The following is a 17,106-nucleotide window of genomic DNA, read 5'->3' as shown; positions in this document are numbered from 1 at the left end:
GGAGAAAGGTTTTTCTATTCGATCGTGTTGGAATTTGTTCGATATTTTTTAAAATAGGCTGAAATTGCCAAGCGATCGCGTGCGATCGCTTCTTCGCAACCTGGATGTCTGAAACCCCTTATAATTGTAGTTTGAATGGGTTTTATGCCTCGATCGCCTAAACAACTCCTCTCGATTGGTGTGCGATTTATTTACAAAACATTAAAAATATTTAAAACAAAAAACATTTCGCAAAATTGCGTGAAATTTGCACCCGAAAAGTGACAGCTCGTCAGAAAATGAGATACGGTTTGTTTGACGATCTCGCCATCTTTTGAACTGTATCCAATGCCCGACTCGATCGATCGACCTGGAATTGACCGGGTTTCGCTAATACGACCGTTTTCACCTCACTCGACAGCAGACGGATCTCGAACCTTTTATTCCGACGAATTTGGTGAATTTTTTCACTCGCACCACGGCGCCAAACAAGAAGCTGAGTCCAAGTTCGTTCGATCGACATTTTTGCCCGATCGAGCCAGAAAACCCGTCGTCTATCTTCTGGATATTTGCTATGGTTTGGGATACAATACCGCCGCTGCCCTCGAAACCATTTGGCGAGAAAATCCCTACTGTCAAGTCGTTTGGATGGGGTTGGAGTCTGACGCAACTGTTGCCCCGGCTGCTGTCACCCACCACCTTCTCGACACCTGGTCGAACGACGTTCAGTGGCGTTTAGCAGAAATCGCCCGACACCGGGAGTTTGAAGACGTTCGATTTCGCGGGAAACTGTGGCTGGGGGACGCCCGAGAGACGATCGTAGAGGTGTACGAGTCGGGATTTCGCGCTGACGCGATTTTTCTCGATCCGTTTTCGCCACCGACTTGTCCGCAACTGTGGACGGTGGAGTTTTTACAGTACGTCGCTGACTGCTTGAAGCCGACGGGGTATCTCGCGACGTATTCCTGTGCGGCGTCCGTGCGATCGGCGTTAATCGAAGTAGGGTTGAAGGTCGGTTCGACGGTTCCAGTAGGGCGGAAAACACCGGGAACGGTGGCCAGTTGGAGCGATCGCCACCTTCAGCCGCTGTCGCAACGGGAACGGGAACACTTGCAAACTCGCGCCGCCGTTCCCTATCGCGATCCGACGTTGTCTGACTGCGCTGAAACTATCCGACAACGCCGCCAAGCCGAACAGGAAACCAGCGATCGCGAACCGACAACGCAGTGGAAAAAACGCTGGGCGGTTCGTAAGTCTTTTAACGAGTCTTAGGAGCGATCGCGACTCTAAAGTGTCACGCGGCGCACGGACGTTCCGAGGTGGTTTGAGACCCTCAACGGCACGATCGCCGTCTGACAGTCGATATACTCGTTACCGCTCTCATAAGTTCTGAGAATATCGAAGGCTGGCGTCACGTCTCGTAACAGCGTTCCGCTCCGTCGAAACAGCTCGTCGTCTTTGTTATGCTTCAACGCACCCGCTACGACACCGATGAGATTACCCACTAAGGCGGCGGCGAGTGCAGAGGACAACCCGGCGGCTAAGGTCGCTTTCAGTCCTGCGTTCGAGGCGTGCGATCGCACGACATCTTCGACGACCGTACCGAGTTTTCGCAGGTTGCTATCGGATTCCATAAACAGAATAGAATAGGCGACGAAAGCCCCCGGATGGGCGGGACCGTAAATTAAATGTCCCTGTCCGTCAAAGCTAACCGTGTCGCCTTTGCGGACGTTAGGAAACGGAAGCGCGTTGAAATGGATCGCCGGTACGGTGAGACTGTTACTATCGATCGCCACAGAGACGATGTAAGGCTCGGCTTTTCCCGAATCGAGAAAGTTTTCTGACAGTTTTTTTAAGGTGAATCGCTTGAGAACGACGGCGATGTTATCGCGGGTTTTGTCAAACGGCGGGGAAGGAGACATAGCGAGTTCGGAGAGCTGGCGCAGGAGTCAAGGAGGGGCGACACTGCCAGCATAGCCGGAGCGGGAGAGGTTCGGGCAAATCGAGCCTTGCTTAACTCAAGGTTCTCGGCGATCGCACATCTGACGGTTCAACGGTAACGAACACACCAATCGCACGGGAGAGGCTTCGACGAGTCCGACTTCGCACACGGTCACTTTATCGAACAGATCGCTCGATCGCACGATGTCGATGGCATTAACGATTTCGTGGGGTTTGAGATGTTGCGCGATGGTACAGTGAGGCACCCAGCGATCGGGCTTGTAGTATTCGATCGAAGTCGCACCCACATTTTCTAACTGTTGGTGAAATCGCCGATGCAATTTTAACAACGGTTCGGTGACGACGGGAGCGAGGAATACGACTCCTGCGTTGGTGGGAAACACCCCAACAGCGGAAAATTGCAACTCGAAACTCGCTTCGCGCATTGCAACCGTCGAGACCAAGGTTGATAGTTCGGAAACGTTTCCGGCTTCGAGAACTGCGAGACTCACGTGAGGACGGGAGTGAAATCGCGATGGCGTTCCCGAGGCGAGCGATCGCACTTGCGCCCAGAGGCGTCGAATTCTCTCAGATGAAGTTTCGTCGAAATACAGTTCGACGGAATAGGTTTTCTGGGAAAACATGGCAATTCCAGCGATCGACCCAAACTCCACTCTAACCCCGATTTCTCGTTTACACGAGACGCACGATGTCGGGAACCGACGCCAAACAAAGCTGTAGAAGCGGATCGTCAGCAGAGCGGTCGTAGGCTTCGATGTAGAGTTGCGTTAACAGGTGTCGTACTCGGTCTTGAGGGAGGGTTTCAGTGCGATATCCCGGTGCGATCGCCAACAACATTTCTGTGGGGGTATCCCCAGCCAACGGTGGCAGAATGTAACGTACGTTTTCGAGGAATTTCGCTCCGAGACGACGGTAGAACTCCAGCCGTCGAGTGGAAAATGTATCTTCGTCGTTCGGGCGTTCGGCTTCGATGAGGAGGTAGCGATCGCGCGATCGCAAGTGTTTCAACACGTCTTTTAAGAACGCCGATCCGATACCGCGATTGCGATAGGCGGCGTCGGTGGCGATGTAACCGAGGAGAACGAGATCGCTGTCTTTGAGTGTATAAAGAATGGTCATGAAGACGACGCGATCGCCGTCTTTTCCGAGCCAGAGTTCGTAAACGCCCCGAGCGATGCGATCGAGAACCTTGTCTCGACCGACCCGTTCTCGGGCGGGAAACGCCGCTTCGTAGATATCGAGCGCCCTAGCGCAGTCGTCGCTGCGAATATCGTCTGTTTGAGTAAATTGAGTCACGGGAACCCGCACCTTAGCTGTCAATAGCGATAAATACGAATGTAGCAATTTATACTAGCGCAGAAACGCGATCGCTGGAAACGATCGGTCTCTCAAACTCGAGAAACGTCACGAGTCATCGAGGGTTTCAGCATTTCCCTCGGGTTGGAGACTCTGCACCATCGCGTCTCGTCGCTGTTGGATTTCGGCGACGTTGGGGCTGAGTTTTTCTGCAATACCGTAAGAACGAATCGCCTCGAGGGGACGATGGAGTTGTTCGAGGATGTCGCAGCGTCGCACCCAGGCGTCGTAATTCCCCGGTTGTAGCTGAATCGCGCGATCGATCGTGGCGAGGGCTTCTGGGTAGCGCATCAGTTTTAACAGCACTTCACTGCGTTTCAACCACAGGGGAAGGTGATCGGGCCACAACGTCAACGCCAAATCGTAGGTGTTGAGGGCTTCTTCGTAGCGTTCTAACCGTTCGAGGAGGGTTCCTCGTTTGAGGCGAACGGAAATCTGAGTCGGTTGGAGTTCTTGGGCTTTGTCGTAGGTGGCGATCGCTTTGTCGTAGCGTTGGAGTTTTTCGAGACAGTCGCCTCGTTCCAGCAGCGCCCGATACGCCCACATATCCACGGGTAGCGCCACCTGTACCACTTTATCGTAAGCGGCGATCGCATTGTCGTACCGCTGCAAGTCGGTCAAGACTTCGCCGCGATAGTACCAGGCTTCGGCGTAATCGGCTTGAATTTGAATGGCGTTGTCGAAGGCGATAATGGCGTCGCGATCGCGGTTGAGGAGGTAGAGGACTTTTCCCCGTCCCAGCCAACTGGGGGCGAAATCGGGGTTGAGATGGGTGGATTTGTCGAAGGCTTCGAGGGCTTCCGTGTATTTTTGACTGTCGTAGAGGGCGACGCCTTTACCGTACCAAGCTTGCGCGGAGTCGGGCTGGAGTTCCAAGGCGCGATCGAAACACGCCACCGCCGCTTCTCCCCATTGATGGCGCATGGCCATCCCTTTGAGAATCCAGGGTTCGACGGCGTTGGGTTGCTGTCCGATGGCGCGATCGTAGGTGGCGATCGCTTCCGTGTAGCGTTGGAGGGCTTCGAGGAGGCGTCCCCGCGTCAGCCACAAATCGACTCGTTCGGGTTGGAGTTGTAAGACGCGATCGAGGGCGACGAGGGCGCGATCGTACTCTTGAAGGTATTCCTCGCACTGCGCCAATTTCAGCCACAGCGTCCAATCTTGGGGGGACAGTTGCGTGGCGTTGCGATAGGCGATCGCCGCCTCGGCCAACTGACGAGTTTCGACGAGTAAATCCCCCAGGTGATTCCAAGCGGGGAGGAGGTTGGGCTTGAGGCGTAAGGTTTGGCGATAAGCGTCGATGGCGTCGTTGTATCGCCGCAGTTCCGCGAAGCCTCGGGCTTGGTAATACCAAGGTTCGTAGCGGTTCGCCTGGATTTGGGTAGCGCGATCGAGGGAGGCGATCGATTCTTCGTACCGCTGCATTCGTTCTAACAGGCGACCCCGCAGCAACCATACCCAAACGTCGTTGGCGTTGAGTTGCAGGGCGCGATCGTAGGCGGCGAGGGCTTCGCGGTTGCGGTTGAGTTTGGCTAAGGCTTGACCCCGCCGCAACCACGCCGGACGAAATCGCGGGTTGAGTTGGAGGGCGCGATCGTAGCAAACCACAGCGTTTTCGTACTGGCGAGATTGATACCAGCGATTTCCTTTTTTATATTCTGGGGAGATTCCCAACCAACGGGAGGACATCCCCGCGACCCACTGCTTGACGCGCTGTCCCAGGGGCGGTTGAGGCGGGGCTGCTTGCGGTTGTGGGGGAGGAGAAGACGCTTCAGTAGTGGAACCCGTCACCGTCTCAGGGGTCGAGTCGGTGTCCGGTTGCGACGATGAAGCGTTCGCCTGAAGGTCGAATCCGGATGGGTTCGTCATATGGGCGTCTGGAGTAAACCGCGTTGGATGGTGTCATTATAGGCGCTTCGTGCAGGAGTCAGCAATTTTGAAAACAGGGCGATCGATCGGCGGCCACACGATTGAAACCGAGATCGAACGTTACAGGATTTTTTAAGATTCGATCCAACACAATTAATCTCTTTAAAATACCAATTTAAAAAAATCAATATAGATATTATTTATGATTCATGATGCTAAAATCTGGGTTTTCTGCTTTTGATTGCGATCGATTCAAGATAAATCTTAGATCGCTAATTATGGTATCTTGATTTGCATTTTAGAATCTCGATGGATTTGTGTTTTCAATTGTATTTATTTTTAGAAACGTTTGAACGATATTCCTAATGTCAATTCAAAACAGATTTAAAGTTCATTTTTTATTGCTGAAATAAAATTTCAATATTCGACTGATTTATTTTTTGGCTTGCGGTTATTCAGTTTATATTAACGATCTCAAAAAATAACAAGAATCAAAAAACAGTTCGATTCCAATTTTGTCCGAGCAATAATTTATGAAAAAAGCTATCCAAGATTTTACAGATCTATTGTGCGATCGATATTTAAGATTCATGATTCAACCTAAAACTAGATTGTAAGCGATCGGCTGCCGAAAAATCATCCCGATCTACCCAGTTTTTTCAGCACGTTTTTTTCCAGTCAGGCAACCCCCGATGCTTCGTGAAGGTAAATCGCTTGCGTCTCGCCGCTCGCGCTAAGATAGAATCCGAAATTGAAGTATCTGCCGTATCCTGTTATACCTCAACCTAACAACGCTACTGAACCTTGTATGGTTTCCGATTCTCCAACTCCCACCGATCGCGACGTCTCCTCCGAGCTGACTGACACGGCCGAATCGACTCAGTCGGGAGGACTCAACCTGCACCAACAAATCCGCCTCAAAAGCGATGGCGGAAATCTCGTCGTTCACCTTCCACCTCAAAGCGACAGCGACACCGCCGGAGAGTTGACGTGGCAGGAGTTATGGCAACAACTCAAACACCGCCTGCAAGCCAGCGATCGCTCTTGGCAACCCAACACCCGCGTTCGAGTCGTGGCTGGCGATCGCCTCCTCGACAGTCGCCAACTGCAAGAACTCGACGACGCCCTCAGCCAAGCACAACTCAAACTCGAACGGGTCTTTACCCGTCGGCGTCAAACCGCTGTCGCCGCTGCCACTGCTGGCTATTCCGTCGAACAACCCCTAGCTCAAGACTTACTGCAACAAACCTCCGAACTTTCCGCAACGGCTCTCGCCGAACCGCTATATCTCCATACCACCCTGCGATCGGGGACGGAAATCCGCCATCCCGGTAACGTGGTTCTCGTCGGTGACGTCAACCCCGGCGGAGCGGTGATTGCAGAAGGCGATATCCTCATTTGGGGTCGGTTGCGCGGTGTCGCTCACGCTGGAGCCGCCGGAAACCCCCAATCTCTCATCATGGCGTTACAAATGGAGCCGACGCAGATTCGCATCGCAGATTCGGTAGCCCGTGCGCCATCCGATAAACCCAGTCAATACTATCCTGAAGTGGCTTACATCACTCCCCACGGCATTCGTATTAGTCGAGCGGCGGATTTCGTTCGCCCGACGGCTGCCGTTTCCCCAGAAAATTGACGCGATCGCCCCTTCGATCGCTCGTCGCACCCCGAAGTCACTGCCCGATGTCGCCCTCACAGATGGTACATTGAGACCTGTACGCCAGTGGACGGGATCGACCTAGAGGCAACTCTCTCCTCCTGACCGTTTAGTTTTTATCGTTACCGCGTAATGAGTCGCATTATTGTCATCACCTCTGGCAAAGGCGGGGTGGGAAAAACCACAACCACCGCTAACCTCGGCATGGCACTGGCAAAACGAAACCGTAAAGTCGTTTTAGTCGATGCCGATTTCGGGTTGCGGAACCTCGACCTCCTGTTAGGATTAGAAAACCGCGTCGTGTATACGGCGGTCGAAGCCATTGCCGGAGAATGTCGGCTCGATCAAGCGTTAGTCAAAGACAAACGCCACAGCCAACTCGCCTTACTTCCGGCGGCCCAAAACCGCATGAAAGATGCCGTCAGTCCCGCTCAAATGAAACAGTTGGTGATGGCGTTGGCGAAAAAGTTCGATTACGTTATCGTCGATTCTCCAGCGGGAATCGAACAGGGATTTCAAAACGCGGTTTCTGCCGCTCGAGAAGCGATCGTGGTGACGACACCGGAAATCGCCGCCGTTCGCGATGCCGATCGCGTGGTGGGATTGCTCGAAGCCAACGGAATTCGCAAAATTCGCCTTATCGTCAACCGCATTCGCCCGGAGATGGTGGAAGCCAACGATATGATGTCTGTCGAAGACGTTCGGGAATTGTTGGCAGTGGAGTTGTTGGGAATCGTACCTGACGACGAACGGGTGATCGTCTCGACGAACCGAGGGGAACCCTTAGTCTTGTCGGAAGAACCGTCTCTCGCCGGACAAGCCTTCGATAACATCGCCCGTCGTTTGGAAGGAGAAACGGTGGACTTTTTGGAACTGACGACGCCGCCAGAAGGATTTTTATCGCGTCTGCGAAAGATACTGACCACTCGAATTCTCTAGTTTTTACTCGTATTACTGGCTGATGTTCATGGAATGGCTCGCCCGATTGTGGCCGCGATCGCGCAAAAAAAACAGTCGTAACGATGTCAAGCAACGGCTCAAACTCGTCATCGCGCACGATCGCGTCGATTTGAACGCTGCCACGATCGAGGCGATGCAGAAAGAAATTCTCGATGTCGTCTCTCGTTACGTCGAACTCGATACGGAAGGGTTGAATTTCGCCCTTCAAAGCGACAAACGCATGACGTCGCTGACGGCGAACCTTCCCATTCGTCGCGTGAAGCCCTCCTCAGACGACTCGCAGCCCGAGAAGCAAGAGACGGAAAACCTATCTTTGGAAATCGAGTTGACGAGCCAGACCGATTCACCCGCCGCCGAGGACACTCAACCGAAGGAAGACGAGGAGGAGACGGAAAAATCTCAAGATTGAGAGGGGTTTCGTTCCAAGGGCGATCGAATTTTTCGTATATTAAGTAGTGTTACGAAATTTCGATCGCACTCAACCAACAAACCCGTGAACCTCCAACAGTCTTTCAAACTCAGTTATCTCCATCAGTGGTTAAACGACGACTCTCTCAGTACCCTCTGGGAAGACAGCTTGACGGTATTGTGGGGAGACTGGCTCGATTTACGAGTTCGCGTCGCTCAAGTAGCGGCTTCCGGCCTCGTCTCGCCGCTGATTTACATCGTCGCTTTTGGCTTAGGATTGGGGAGTTCCATTCGTCCCGGCACTGCGATCGGTGGCGATTACAGCAGTTACTTACAGTTTATTTTACCGGGAATGGTGGCGCTGTCGTCGATGGCCATTAGCTTCGGCGGAACGACTTTCTCTATTTGCGGCGAACGCCTTTACAGTAAAACCTTTGAAGAAATCCTGCTGCTCCCGGTTCATCCTCTGGCGTTGCACCTGGGTAAAATGATGGCTGGAATCGTCCGGGGACTGATGACCTCGGTTTCGGTGATGGTGGTTTCTGTCTTGTTTCTCGGCTTTTCAGGGGGCGGTTTTTCGGTGATTTGGAGTTTCTTCAACCCGCTGTTTTTGCTGGTTTTAGTTTTAAACTGCGCTGTATTTTCTGGTTTGGGCGTCATCATTGGCTTAAACGTGAAGTCCATCGAAAGCGTCGGTTTGCTCAATAATTTTCTGATCGTCCCCATGTCGTTTTTAGGCGCGACGTTTTTCGATCCAGCGACGCTCCCCGCTGCTTTAAAAGTGGTGGTGTTTTGTTTGCCGTTAACTTATACCAGCGTCGGATTGCGATCGGCAGCTTACGACTCGCTTTCTAATTTTACCTGGTTTAGTCTTCCGGTGTTATTGGTGGTGGCGATCGTCTTATCTTTTATCGGAGCCTATCAATTTTCAACGCAACAAGATTAGTCATAAATTTGGTAGCCGTGTTGTATACAATGCGGCTACTACGGAATTCGTTGAGAATCGATGGTTTGGATAATTCACCACAGAGACACAGAGAACACAGAGAGTTTTGGGGTGCATTTCACCTTAAAAACATAACCTTCGCGTAGGTTGGGTGGAACGAAGTGGAACCCAACAGCCGCTCGTTCGATTAATTTAGATTTTTGAGATTTACCCAGGCTTGAGAATCTCTGGCGGTTTAAATAAACGATATGATAGGAGTTTTTGGCACTTTTAAATAATTTACTTTGGATTGTTTTTCGTCTAAAATAGACTCATAAAATACATTTTTAAAATAGAATTGCTATAGTAGAAACAAGCCGAAATTTCTATCGAACCTTATGCCATTTGAATATCCGCAAACGAAAACCATCGAACAAGTCGATACCTATCACGGTACAGCCATTAGCGACCCCTACCGCTGGCTAGAAGACCCCGATTCCGACGATTCGCGGGCGTGGATCGAGGCACAAAATCAACTGACTTTTGGTTTTCTCGAAAATATCGAAGACCGTTCAAAACTCAAAGAGCGCGTTACTCAACTTTGGAATTACGAAAAATACGGAACACCGTTTAAACGCGATCGCCGCTATTTTTATTTCAAAAACGACGGATTGCAAAACCAAAGCGTTCTTTACGTTCTCGACGACCTCGACGGTAAACCTCGCGTCCTTCTCGATCCCAATACTCTCTCCGAAGACGGAACGGTTGCCCTCAACAACTATACCGTTAGTGAAGATGGAAACTTGTTGGCTTACGCCCTCTCTTCCTCCGGTTCAGACTGGCAAGAATGGCACGTTCGCGATGTGGAAACGGGTAAAGATTTACCAGATTTGGTGAAGTGGAGTAAATTTTCCGGGGCGTCTTGGACTCACGACAGCCACGGTTTTTTCTATAGTGCCTACGATCCCCCAAACGAAGAGACCCAGTACGAAGACGTTAACTACTATCAAAAACTCTACTATCACCGCATTGGAACGCCGCAATCGGAAGATTTGTTGGTGTACGATCGCCCCGACCAGAAAGAATGGGGCTTTAGCGGCTTCGTCACCGACTGCGGACGCTATTTAATTATTGCCGTTTGGCGGGGAACCGAACCGAAAAACCTGATTTTCTACCGAGATTTACAAGATCCCGAATCGGCGATCGTCGAACTGATTCCCGAATTCGAGGCACAATACGATTTTGTCGGAAATGACGGTCATATTTTCTGGTTCCGAACCGATCGCGACGCCTCCCGCTACCGCCTCATCAGCATCGACACGGTGACGAAACACCAGCGGGAAATCCTTCCCGAAGGAGAAAACACCCTGGAATTCGTGTCGGTTCTCAACCGTCAGTTCGTGGTGGAATATCTCAAAGACGCGTGCAGTCAAATTCAGATTTTCGACCTCGACGGTTCTTTGGTTCGAGAAGTCGAACTTCCCGATATCGGTTCCGTGGGGGGATTTGGTGGAAAACCCGAAGATACGGAAACTTTTTACAGTTTTACCGGATTTACCACGCCGACGACGATTTACCGCTACGACATGACGACGGGGGAAAGTACCGTTTTCCGCCAACCGACGGTAGATTTCGACCCCGACGAGTACGAAACCCAGCAGGTTTTCTACCACAGCAAAGACGGAACCCGCGTTCCGATGTTTATCGTTCACAAGAAAGGGATCGATCGCAGCGGAAACAATCCCACCTATCTTTACGGTTACGGCGGCTTCAACATTTCCCTAACGCCGATGTTTTCTGTGGGACTGCTGGTGTGGATGGAACTCGGCGGCGTCTTGGCGATTCCCAACCTGCGAGGTGGCGGCGAATACGGTGAAACTTGGCATCAAGCGGGAACCAAACTGAACAAACAGAATGTTTTCGATGACTTTATCGCAGCGGCGGAGTGGCTGATCGATCGGCGATATACGTCTTCGGACAAGCTTGCGATCGGCGGTGGAAGTAACGGCGGCTTGCTGGTGGGGGCTTGTATGACGCAACGTCCCGATTTGTTTGCGGCGGCGATTCCTGAAGTCGGGGTGTTAGATATGTTGCGTTTCCACAAGTTTACGATCGGTTGGGCGTGGTGTTCCGATTACGGTTCGCCAGACGACCCGGAGGAGTTTAAGGCGTTGTACGCTTACTCGCCGTTGCACAATGTCAAACCGGGAACGGCGTATCCGGCGACGTTGTTAATCACCGCAGACCACGACGATCGCGTGGTTCCCGCCCACAGTTTCAAGTTTGCAGCGGCGTTGCAAGCGGCGGATGCGGGGGACAACCCGATTTTGATTCGGATTGAAACGAAAGCCGGTCACGGGGCTGGAAAACCCACAGCGAAACGGATTGAGGAAGTTGCGGACAAGTGGGCGTTTTTGACTCGCGTTTTGGCAATTTGACACTCATCGGCTAAAGCCACCATGATTCTCGGGTCATAGAGGAGCCGGAGTTTAACCACTTCCCGGTGGAAAGCCTAGCCTCTAAGCTATGTCCCACCGCTTTTTCAGTGAGCAGTGAGCAGTGTCCACTGTTGACTGTTCGCTGTAATGGCGAGGCTCTAATACTCCATCCTTTCCCGATAAGCTAGGTTTCAAGAAGTCTTCACCACATCCCCCCTTAGCCCCCCAAAGAAGAGGGGGGTTGGGGGGATAGAGGGACTTGTCGGGTTGGGCAAAACCAGTATTTGAGATTCGGATTCCGTATAACCCCAAAATTTTCGGTAGGATTACGCTGGAGGAAGTGCGTGAAGGCGTTAGGCGATCGCGCACTTCAGCGAATTTCCCATTACACAGAAACGGTCGAGCCATTGGAAACATCGGAGATAAACGTGTCGGAGGGGCGATCGCTTTTGGGGAGAACGCTCAACGTTCCGTCGGTTTCGAGGATGACGGCTTCTACTTCTTCTGTATGGGAAATGCCAGCGTTACGAATGGCGGCTCGAACTTCTCCTGCGGCCACTCGCTGCTGAACGAGTGCGTTGGAGAGCATATTTCCTTGGTGAAATAGAAGCGTCGGTTCGTTTTTTACCAGTTGGCGGAAACCCTGCGACTGCACGGACAACCATGCAATTAAATATTGCATTCCCACGAGAACGCACAGGCCGAACATTCCTTCAATCCACGCCACTTCTTTTGAAAGCATCGTCGTGGCGATAATTGTACCCAGAGAAACAGTGACGACGAGATCGAAGGCGTTCATTTTGGAGAGGGTTCGTTTCCCCGAAACTCGTAATAGCAAAATGAGTGAGACATAAGACAAGATCCCGACGACGACAACGCGGACGAGATCGGCCAAACTATTGAAAAACATATTTTTTGATGGATAGTTCAAGTTAAAATGAGTCTAGCCAATGTCGATCGCGCTGAAGTCTACCCGAAGATAGATTCAAAGATTTTCTATCTATAGAGATTTGGATGCGATGGGAATTCGACTGTATTGCCCTAAACCACACTGATGTAGGGTTACTAACGTTCGCCGATTTCTCCGTTCAGTGCGATGCCTCATCTCGATTCGATGGGAAGTTCGATGATAAATTCCGTACCACGATCGCTCGTCGATTCAAAAGACAGAGTACCGCCGTGATTTTCCGTAATGACTTTATAACTGAGGGACAATCCCAAACCCGTTCCTTTTCCCGTAGGTTTCGTGGTGAAGAAGGTCTCGAACAGGTGGGGTTTGACCGCTTCGGAAATGCCACATCCGTTGTCTGCAATGCAAATCGCCACGCGATCGCCCCGTTCGTCCGTTATGCGTTCGGTCCGAATGCGAATCAGGTTGGGATCGTCTTGAATATCGCGGAAACTGCGTCCTTGGTTCGATTCTTCGATGGCATCGATCGCGTTCGATAACAAATTCATAAACACCTGATTTAACTGACCGGGACGACAGGGAACCGGAGGTAAATCGCTGTATTCGCGAACCACTTGAATTTCGGGGCGGGTTTCGTTGGCCTTGAGGCGGTGTTTGAGAACCACGAGGGTACTGTCGAGTCCTTCGCGAACGTCAAAGAGGGTTTTGTCAGCGTCCAATCGCGAAAACTGACGTAAAGACGTCACGATTTCTTGAATGCGTTCTAAGCTGACTTTCATCGACCCCAGCATCGGCGGTAAGTCTTCAACGATAAATTCTAGGTCGATATCGTCCGCGTGTTCTTCAATGGCTGGGGCGGGTTGGGGGACGTGTTGGCGATACAGTTCGAGGTGTTCGCTGAGGTCGCAGATGTACTCTTCGATATGTTTGAGGTTTCCCGACAGACAACCGAGAGGGTTATTGATTTCGTGGGCAACGCCCGCGACGAGTTGTCCCAAGCTAGAAATTTTTTCGGTTTGTACCAGTTGGGACTGGGTTCTTTGCAGGGCGTCGAGGGTCTGTTCGAGTTGTCGAATTTTTTCCCGTTCTCGGGTTTCGGCTTGCTGGCGTTTGAGTTCGGCGGTGGTACGGGCTGCAAACAGGCGAATCAGGGTTTCGGCGTGTTGGCGTTTGGTCGGAGTCAGGGGGCGATCGTCAAAAATGCAGATGTGACTGACAAAACGGTGGGTTTTGGGATCGCGTAGGGCTAAACCCAAGTAACAGTCGGGGGTGCGTGCGTTGCGTTCGTTGCCTTGCGTGTATGATGCGATCGCCGCGTTGGGAATGCAGTATATCGACTCGTCGTTTTGACTGACGGTATAGCTGAGTTGGGGAGGATTTCCCCGAAGACAGAGAACATCGTATTCGATCGCCTCGCAGATTTCACTGTTTTTGTAAAAACATAGCGATCGAACTCGTTTGGGTTGCGTTTCGTCCCACTGAACGACTTCACCGATAATGGCACCGCCAATCTCGAGCGATCGTGTCAGATATCGCGTTAATTCTTTATAGTACGCTTGTCCGGTGACAGATGCTGTCGCGACGAGCGAATCTGTCAAAATCGAAGGTGACAAGACTGTACAGGTAAGAGACCCGTCGTCTAAACGGATGGAATCGAGAGGAGCGACATCGCGATCTGACATTTCTGATTGCCGAGGTTGCAGCGTGAGTCTCGGGTGTGAGACGATCTCAGGATTTGAGTATAGGCTGAAAAGAATTCTTAAGATACGATCGAAATCACAGACAACGGGGAATGTATCGGTCATGTCGGACGCTATCCGAGAAGTGGTTCTCGTCGGTGGGGGTCACACCCACGCGATCGTCTTGCGACAGTTTGGCTTGCATCCTTCTCCCAATCTACGTTTGACCTTGGTTTCGGACGTGGACAAAACCCCCTATTCAGGAATGTTACCGGGTCACGTCGCGGGATTTTACAACTTTGACGACTGCCATATCGATTTGAAACCGTTGGCGGAATTCGCCGGGGCGAGGTTCGTTCGGGGGCGAGCGAGCGCTCTAGACTTACAACACAATACAGTACACTGCGAAGACGGGCGATCGATCCCTTTCGATAATCTTTCTCTCGACATCGGGAGTACCCCCGCCACCGTCCGCGTTCCGGGGGCGATGGAACACGCCATTCCCGCCAAACCCGTTTCCCACTTTTTGCAACATTGGTATCGCCTGCTGGATACTGTGAAAGCCAATCCCCAGCAACCGCTGAGTTTGGGAATTGTCGGCGGTGGGGCGGGGGGCGTCGAACTGGCGTTAAACGTGCGATCGCGGTTGCAGCGCATTTTGCAGCCGGCGGGACAGTCTTCTTATACCCTCGATCGCCAATTGCAATTACATTTGTTTCATCGCGGTTCGGAGTTGATGTCGGGACACGCCCCCGTTGTCCGCCGCCAACTGCAAGAACTTCTCCTCCGCTACGGGGTTCGCCTGCATCTCAACGAAAGCGTGGTGGCGGTGAAACCGGGGGTTGAGGTAATTTGCGAGTCGGGGTTACAGGAAAGGTGCGATCGCCTGTTTTGGGTCACGCAAGCTTCCGCCCCATCCTGGTTAGCAGCGTCCGGTTTAGCAACAGACGAGGCGGGTTTCGTCCTCGTCGGCGACACCTTACAATCCCTGTCTCATCCCCAGATTTTCGCCGCTGGAGACATCGCCACGATGCAGTCTCATCCTCGTCCGAAAGCGGGGGTGTTCGCGGTTCGTCAGGGAGAACCGCTGTTCGAGAACTTGCGACGGTTGGGGAAGGGGGAATCGCTGCGTCCTTACGTTCCGCAAAAGCAGATTTTGGCGTTGATTGGAACGGGAGACGGACGGGCGATCGCTTCTCGGGGAAGTTGGGGATTGGGACCTTGGCGGCTGTTGTGGTGGTGGAAAGATTGGATCGATCGACGGTTTATGAAACAGTTTTAGAATTTGTATTGACAAAACGTCTTGAATGTGATAAGCGTTCGCCAAACGCCTGGAGAGCGCTTACCAACTATCGACAATGCTATCCTGTTGAATCACGCGGTTTCCTTCGTAAATGGTAAACGTGCCGTCATAGGGACTTAAAACGTAGGAATACGCGCCATTATTCGCCGAGTAGATCTCATTTCGTCCCGATACCGCTGGCAGCCAATCTAAACCGTTACTACTCATACCGCCGTAGTCGTTTTTATCCCGACTGAAGTAATACAAACCATCCGAAGCCGAACAGATAAAAACGAAAAAGTTGTTGGTTTCAAACCCCCGAGTCGCCCGCAAACCGTAATCGTTGCAGAGGTTCCATTGGGCGATGTGGGTGTTAGTAGAAGTATTGGGAGAAACGCCAGCGATGGCGACGCCACCACCGCTTAACAGCAGGGCTAAAGCTGCCCCCGTTCCCGCTAACGTCGGGAAAATCGGAAATCGAGATCGATCGCCACTCATGACGTAGACTCCATCAAAACGATTTACCCCAACGTAACACCCCCATTTCAGCCGAAAACCCGCCCTCGACAGCTCAAAATTCGAGAGCGGGCGGTCGATCGCCTCGCTGGGGCGTTATTTCCCCGCCATTTCCTGTTTTTTTTCTTTCTTAAGATCCCGCGATCCGGCGGCTTCGAGTTCCGCATCCATCAAGGTTCGCCCCGTCGCCGCCAAATACACGTCGTCGAGACTGGGGCGAGATTGCGCGATGCCAAACGTCGGAAGTCCCACGTCTTTCAACGCCTGCTGAACTCCCATCAGAGCGTCGCTTTGAGGCGTCACCACCAGGTTGAGGGCGTTTCCTTGGGCGTCGTTGATAATCGCTTCGCGGACGAAGGGCAGTTTTTCGAGAATGTCTTTGGCTTTTTGCGCTTCCTCGAGGGGGGCAAATTCGCGAATTCGCAGAGTAATACGATCGCCCCCCACCTTATCTTTTAACTGCGACGGCGTACCCGTATCGATGACGACGCCGCGATCGATAATCGCCACGCGATCGGCCAGGGCGTCCACCTCTTCGAGATAATGGCTAGTAATCAACACCGTGGTTCCCCGTTCCCGCAGTTGTCGCAGGAAGTTCCATACCGTCACCCGGCTTTCGATGTCTAACCCCACCGTCGGTTCGTCGAGAACCAAGACATCGGGATCGTGAAGCAGCCCCGAGGCTAAATCGAGGCGTTTGCGAAGTCCCCCGGAATAAGTTCCCGTTTTGCGATCGGCGTATTCTCCCAATCCGAGAAGATCGATAACGCGATCGATCCGTTGGGGAATTTCTGTCTTGGGCAGATGGTACAACGCCGCTTGCAGTTGCAGCAGTTCCCGCCCCGTCAACACCTTATCGAGAGCGACTTCTTGGGCGATGTATCCCAGCAAACGACGGGCGACTCTCGGCTTGTCCAACACGGAAATTCCCGAAACTTCGATGCGTCCGGAATCCGGGTTCGTCAGGGTACACAAACAGCGAATCGTGGTGGTTTTCCCGGCACCGTTGGGTCCGAGTAAGCCGAAAATTTCGCCGGGTTCGATGTCAAACGAAACGTCCTTCACCGCTTCGATATCACCGTAGGATTTTTTGAGATTTTCAATGAGAACCGCAGGAGCCATAGTTTAACCGTTCGGTGTTTAGTTTTAATAGCAAGGGAGAGGG

At 52.1% G+C, this 17,106-nt stretch carries 15 protein-coding genes; 7 read left to right on the top strand and 8 right to left on the bottom strand.

Features of this window, described 5'->3' with window-relative positions; translation table 11 throughout:
* Positions 1-327: 327 nt before the first annotated feature.
* The gene (locus POG22_RS00640; protein ID WP_498903041.1) at positions 328-1,251 is read left to right on the top strand and encodes a tRNA (5-methylaminomethyl-2-thiouridine)(34)-methyltransferase MnmD; all 924 of its coding nucleotides are present in this window, start codon (positions 328-330) and stop codon (positions 1,249-1,251) included.
* 14 nt (positions 1,252-1,265) lie between these two features.
* Here POG22_RS00640 and POG22_RS00635 read toward each other — a convergent pair whose 3' ends face one another.
* The 4 genes from POG22_RS00635 to POG22_RS00620 all read right to left on the bottom strand — a co-directional run bounded on the left by POG22_RS00635 (position 1,266) and on the right by POG22_RS00620 (position 5,166).
* Positions 1,266-1,901, bottom strand: coding sequence for a hypothetical protein (locus POG22_RS00635; RefSeq protein WP_498903040.1), 636 nt, complete (start codon positions 1,899-1,901; stop codon positions 1,266-1,268).
* 96 nt (positions 1,902-1,997) lie between these two features.
* Entirely contained in the window at positions 1,998-2,594 is a 597-nt protein-coding gene (locus tag POG22_RS00630) for a 2'-5' RNA ligase family protein (protein ID WP_498903039.1), read from the bottom strand.
* Positions 2,595-2,613: 19 nt separating this feature from the next.
* Complete coding sequence (locus tag POG22_RS00625) at positions 2,614-3,237, bottom strand: GNAT family N-acetyltransferase (RefSeq protein ID WP_190288753.1); 624 nt, start codon at positions 3,235-3,237, stop codon at positions 2,614-2,616.
* A gap of 108 nt (positions 3,238-3,345) precedes the next feature.
* Entirely contained in the window at positions 3,346-5,166 is a 1,821-nt protein-coding gene (locus POG22_RS00620) for a tetratricopeptide repeat protein (protein ID WP_498903037.1), read from the bottom strand.
* Positions 5,167-5,974: 808 nt separating this feature from the next.
* Here POG22_RS00620 and minC point away from each other — a divergent pair.
* The 5 genes from minC (at position 5,975) to POG22_RS00595 (ending at position 11,554) form a co-directional block, all read left to right on the top strand.
* Entirely contained in the window at positions 5,975-6,802 is an 828-nt protein-coding gene (minC, locus tag POG22_RS00615) for a septum site-determining protein MinC (RefSeq protein ID WP_498903036.1), read from the top strand.
* Positions 6,803-6,955: 153 nt separating this feature from the next.
* A complete protein-coding gene (gene minD, locus POG22_RS00610; protein WP_017662452.1) occupies positions 6,956-7,762 on the top strand; it encodes a septum site-determining protein MinD in 807 nt (268 codons plus the stop codon).
* A gap of 28 nt (positions 7,763-7,790) precedes the next feature.
* Positions 7,791-8,192 carry a cell division topological specificity factor MinE gene (gene minE, locus POG22_RS00605; protein ID WP_245555473.1) on the top strand — a complete coding sequence of 134 codons (402 nt, stop codon included), beginning with the start codon at positions 7,791-7,793 and terminating at the stop codon, positions 8,190-8,192.
* An 84-nt stretch (positions 8,193-8,276) separates the two neighbouring features.
* Entirely contained in the window at positions 8,277-9,137 is an 861-nt protein-coding gene (locus POG22_RS00600; RefSeq protein WP_017662454.1) for an ABC transporter permease, read from the top strand.
* 377 nt (positions 9,138-9,514) lie between these two features.
* A complete protein-coding gene (locus tag POG22_RS00595) occupies positions 9,515-11,554 on the top strand; it encodes a prolyl oligopeptidase family serine peptidase (protein ID WP_498903034.1) in 2,040 nt (679 codons plus the stop codon).
* Between the two features lie 385 nt (positions 11,555-11,939).
* Here POG22_RS00595 and POG22_RS00590 read toward each other — a convergent pair whose 3' ends face one another.
* Together POG22_RS00590 and POG22_RS00585 are read right to left on the bottom strand one after the other, a co-directional pair.
* Positions 11,940-12,464, bottom strand: coding sequence for a DUF421 domain-containing protein (locus POG22_RS00590; protein ID WP_498903033.1), 525 nt, complete (start codon positions 12,462-12,464; stop codon positions 11,940-11,942).
* A gap of 191 nt (positions 12,465-12,655) precedes the next feature.
* The gene (locus POG22_RS00585; RefSeq protein WP_498903031.1) at positions 12,656-14,146 is read right to left on the bottom strand and encodes a sensor histidine kinase; all 1,491 of its coding nucleotides are present in this window, start codon (positions 14,144-14,146) and stop codon (positions 12,656-12,658) included.
* A gap of 121 nt (positions 14,147-14,267) precedes the next feature.
* On the opposite strand from POG22_RS00585, the gene POG22_RS00580 reads away from it, so the two are divergent.
* Positions 14,268-15,425: an FAD-dependent oxidoreductase gene (locus tag POG22_RS00580; protein ID WP_498903030.1), complete on the top strand. Its 1,158-nt coding sequence runs from the start codon at positions 14,268-14,270 to the stop codon at positions 15,423-15,425.
* Between the two features lie 60 nt (positions 15,426-15,485).
* Here the strand turns inward: POG22_RS00580 and POG22_RS00575 are convergent, their stop codons facing one another.
* Both POG22_RS00575 and POG22_RS00570 read right to left on the bottom strand, forming a co-directional pair.
* Entirely contained in the window at positions 15,486-15,923 is a 438-nt protein-coding gene (locus POG22_RS00575; protein WP_017662458.1) for a hypothetical protein, read from the bottom strand.
* Between the two features lie 114 nt (positions 15,924-16,037).
* The gene (locus POG22_RS00570) at positions 16,038-17,063 is read right to left on the bottom strand and encodes an ABC transporter ATP-binding protein (RefSeq protein ID WP_498903029.1); all 1,026 of its coding nucleotides are present in this window, start codon (positions 17,061-17,063) and stop codon (positions 16,038-16,040) included.
* Between the last annotated feature and the right edge of the window lie 43 nt (positions 17,064-17,106).

The organism is Geitlerinema sp. CS-897, assembly GCF_028368005.1.
Taxonomy (GTDB): domain Bacteria; phylum Cyanobacteriota; class Cyanobacteriia; order Cyanobacteriales; family Geitlerinemataceae; genus Baaleninema; species Baaleninema simplex.
This window is presented reverse-complemented; position numbering and strand designations above follow the sequence as displayed.

Coding starts and splice junctions, on each gene's coding strand:
- POG22_RS00640 (WP_498903041.1), top strand. CDS start 328: ATGCCCGACTCGATCGATCGACCTGGAATTGACCGGGTTTCGCTAATA.
- POG22_RS00635 (WP_498903040.1), bottom strand. CDS start 1,901: ATGTCTCCTTCCCCGCCGTTTGACAAAACCCGCGATAACATCGCCGTC.
- POG22_RS00620 (WP_498903037.1), bottom strand. CDS start 5,166: ATGACGAACCCATCCGGATTCGACCTTCAGGCGAACGCTTCATCGTCG.
- minC (WP_498903036.1), top strand. CDS start 5,975: ATGGTTTCCGATTCTCCAACTCCCACCGATCGCGACGTCTCCTCCGAG.
- minD (WP_017662452.1), top strand. CDS start 6,956: ATGAGTCGCATTATTGTCATCACCTCTGGCAAAGGCGGGGTGGGAAAA.
- minE (WP_245555473.1), top strand. CDS start 7,791: ATGGAATGGCTCGCCCGATTGTGGCCGCGATCGCGCAAAAAAAACAGT.
- POG22_RS00595 (WP_498903034.1), top strand. CDS start 9,515: ATGCCATTTGAATATCCGCAAACGAAAACCATCGAACAAGTCGATACC.
- POG22_RS00590 (WP_498903033.1), bottom strand. CDS start 12,464: ATGTTTTTCAATAGTTTGGCCGATCTCGTCCGCGTTGTCGTCGTCGGG.
- POG22_RS00585 (WP_498903031.1), bottom strand. CDS start 14,146: ATGTCAGATCGCGATGTCGCTCCTCTCGATTCCATCCGTTTAGACGAC.
- POG22_RS00580 (WP_498903030.1), top strand. CDS start 14,268: ATGTCGGACGCTATCCGAGAAGTGGTTCTCGTCGGTGGGGGTCACACC.
- POG22_RS00575 (WP_017662458.1), bottom strand. CDS start 15,923: ATGAGTGGCGATCGATCTCGATTTCCGATTTTCCCGACGTTAGCGGGA.
- POG22_RS00570 (WP_498903029.1), bottom strand. CDS start 17,063: ATGGCTCCTGCGGTTCTCATTGAAAATCTCAAAAAATCCTACGGTGAT.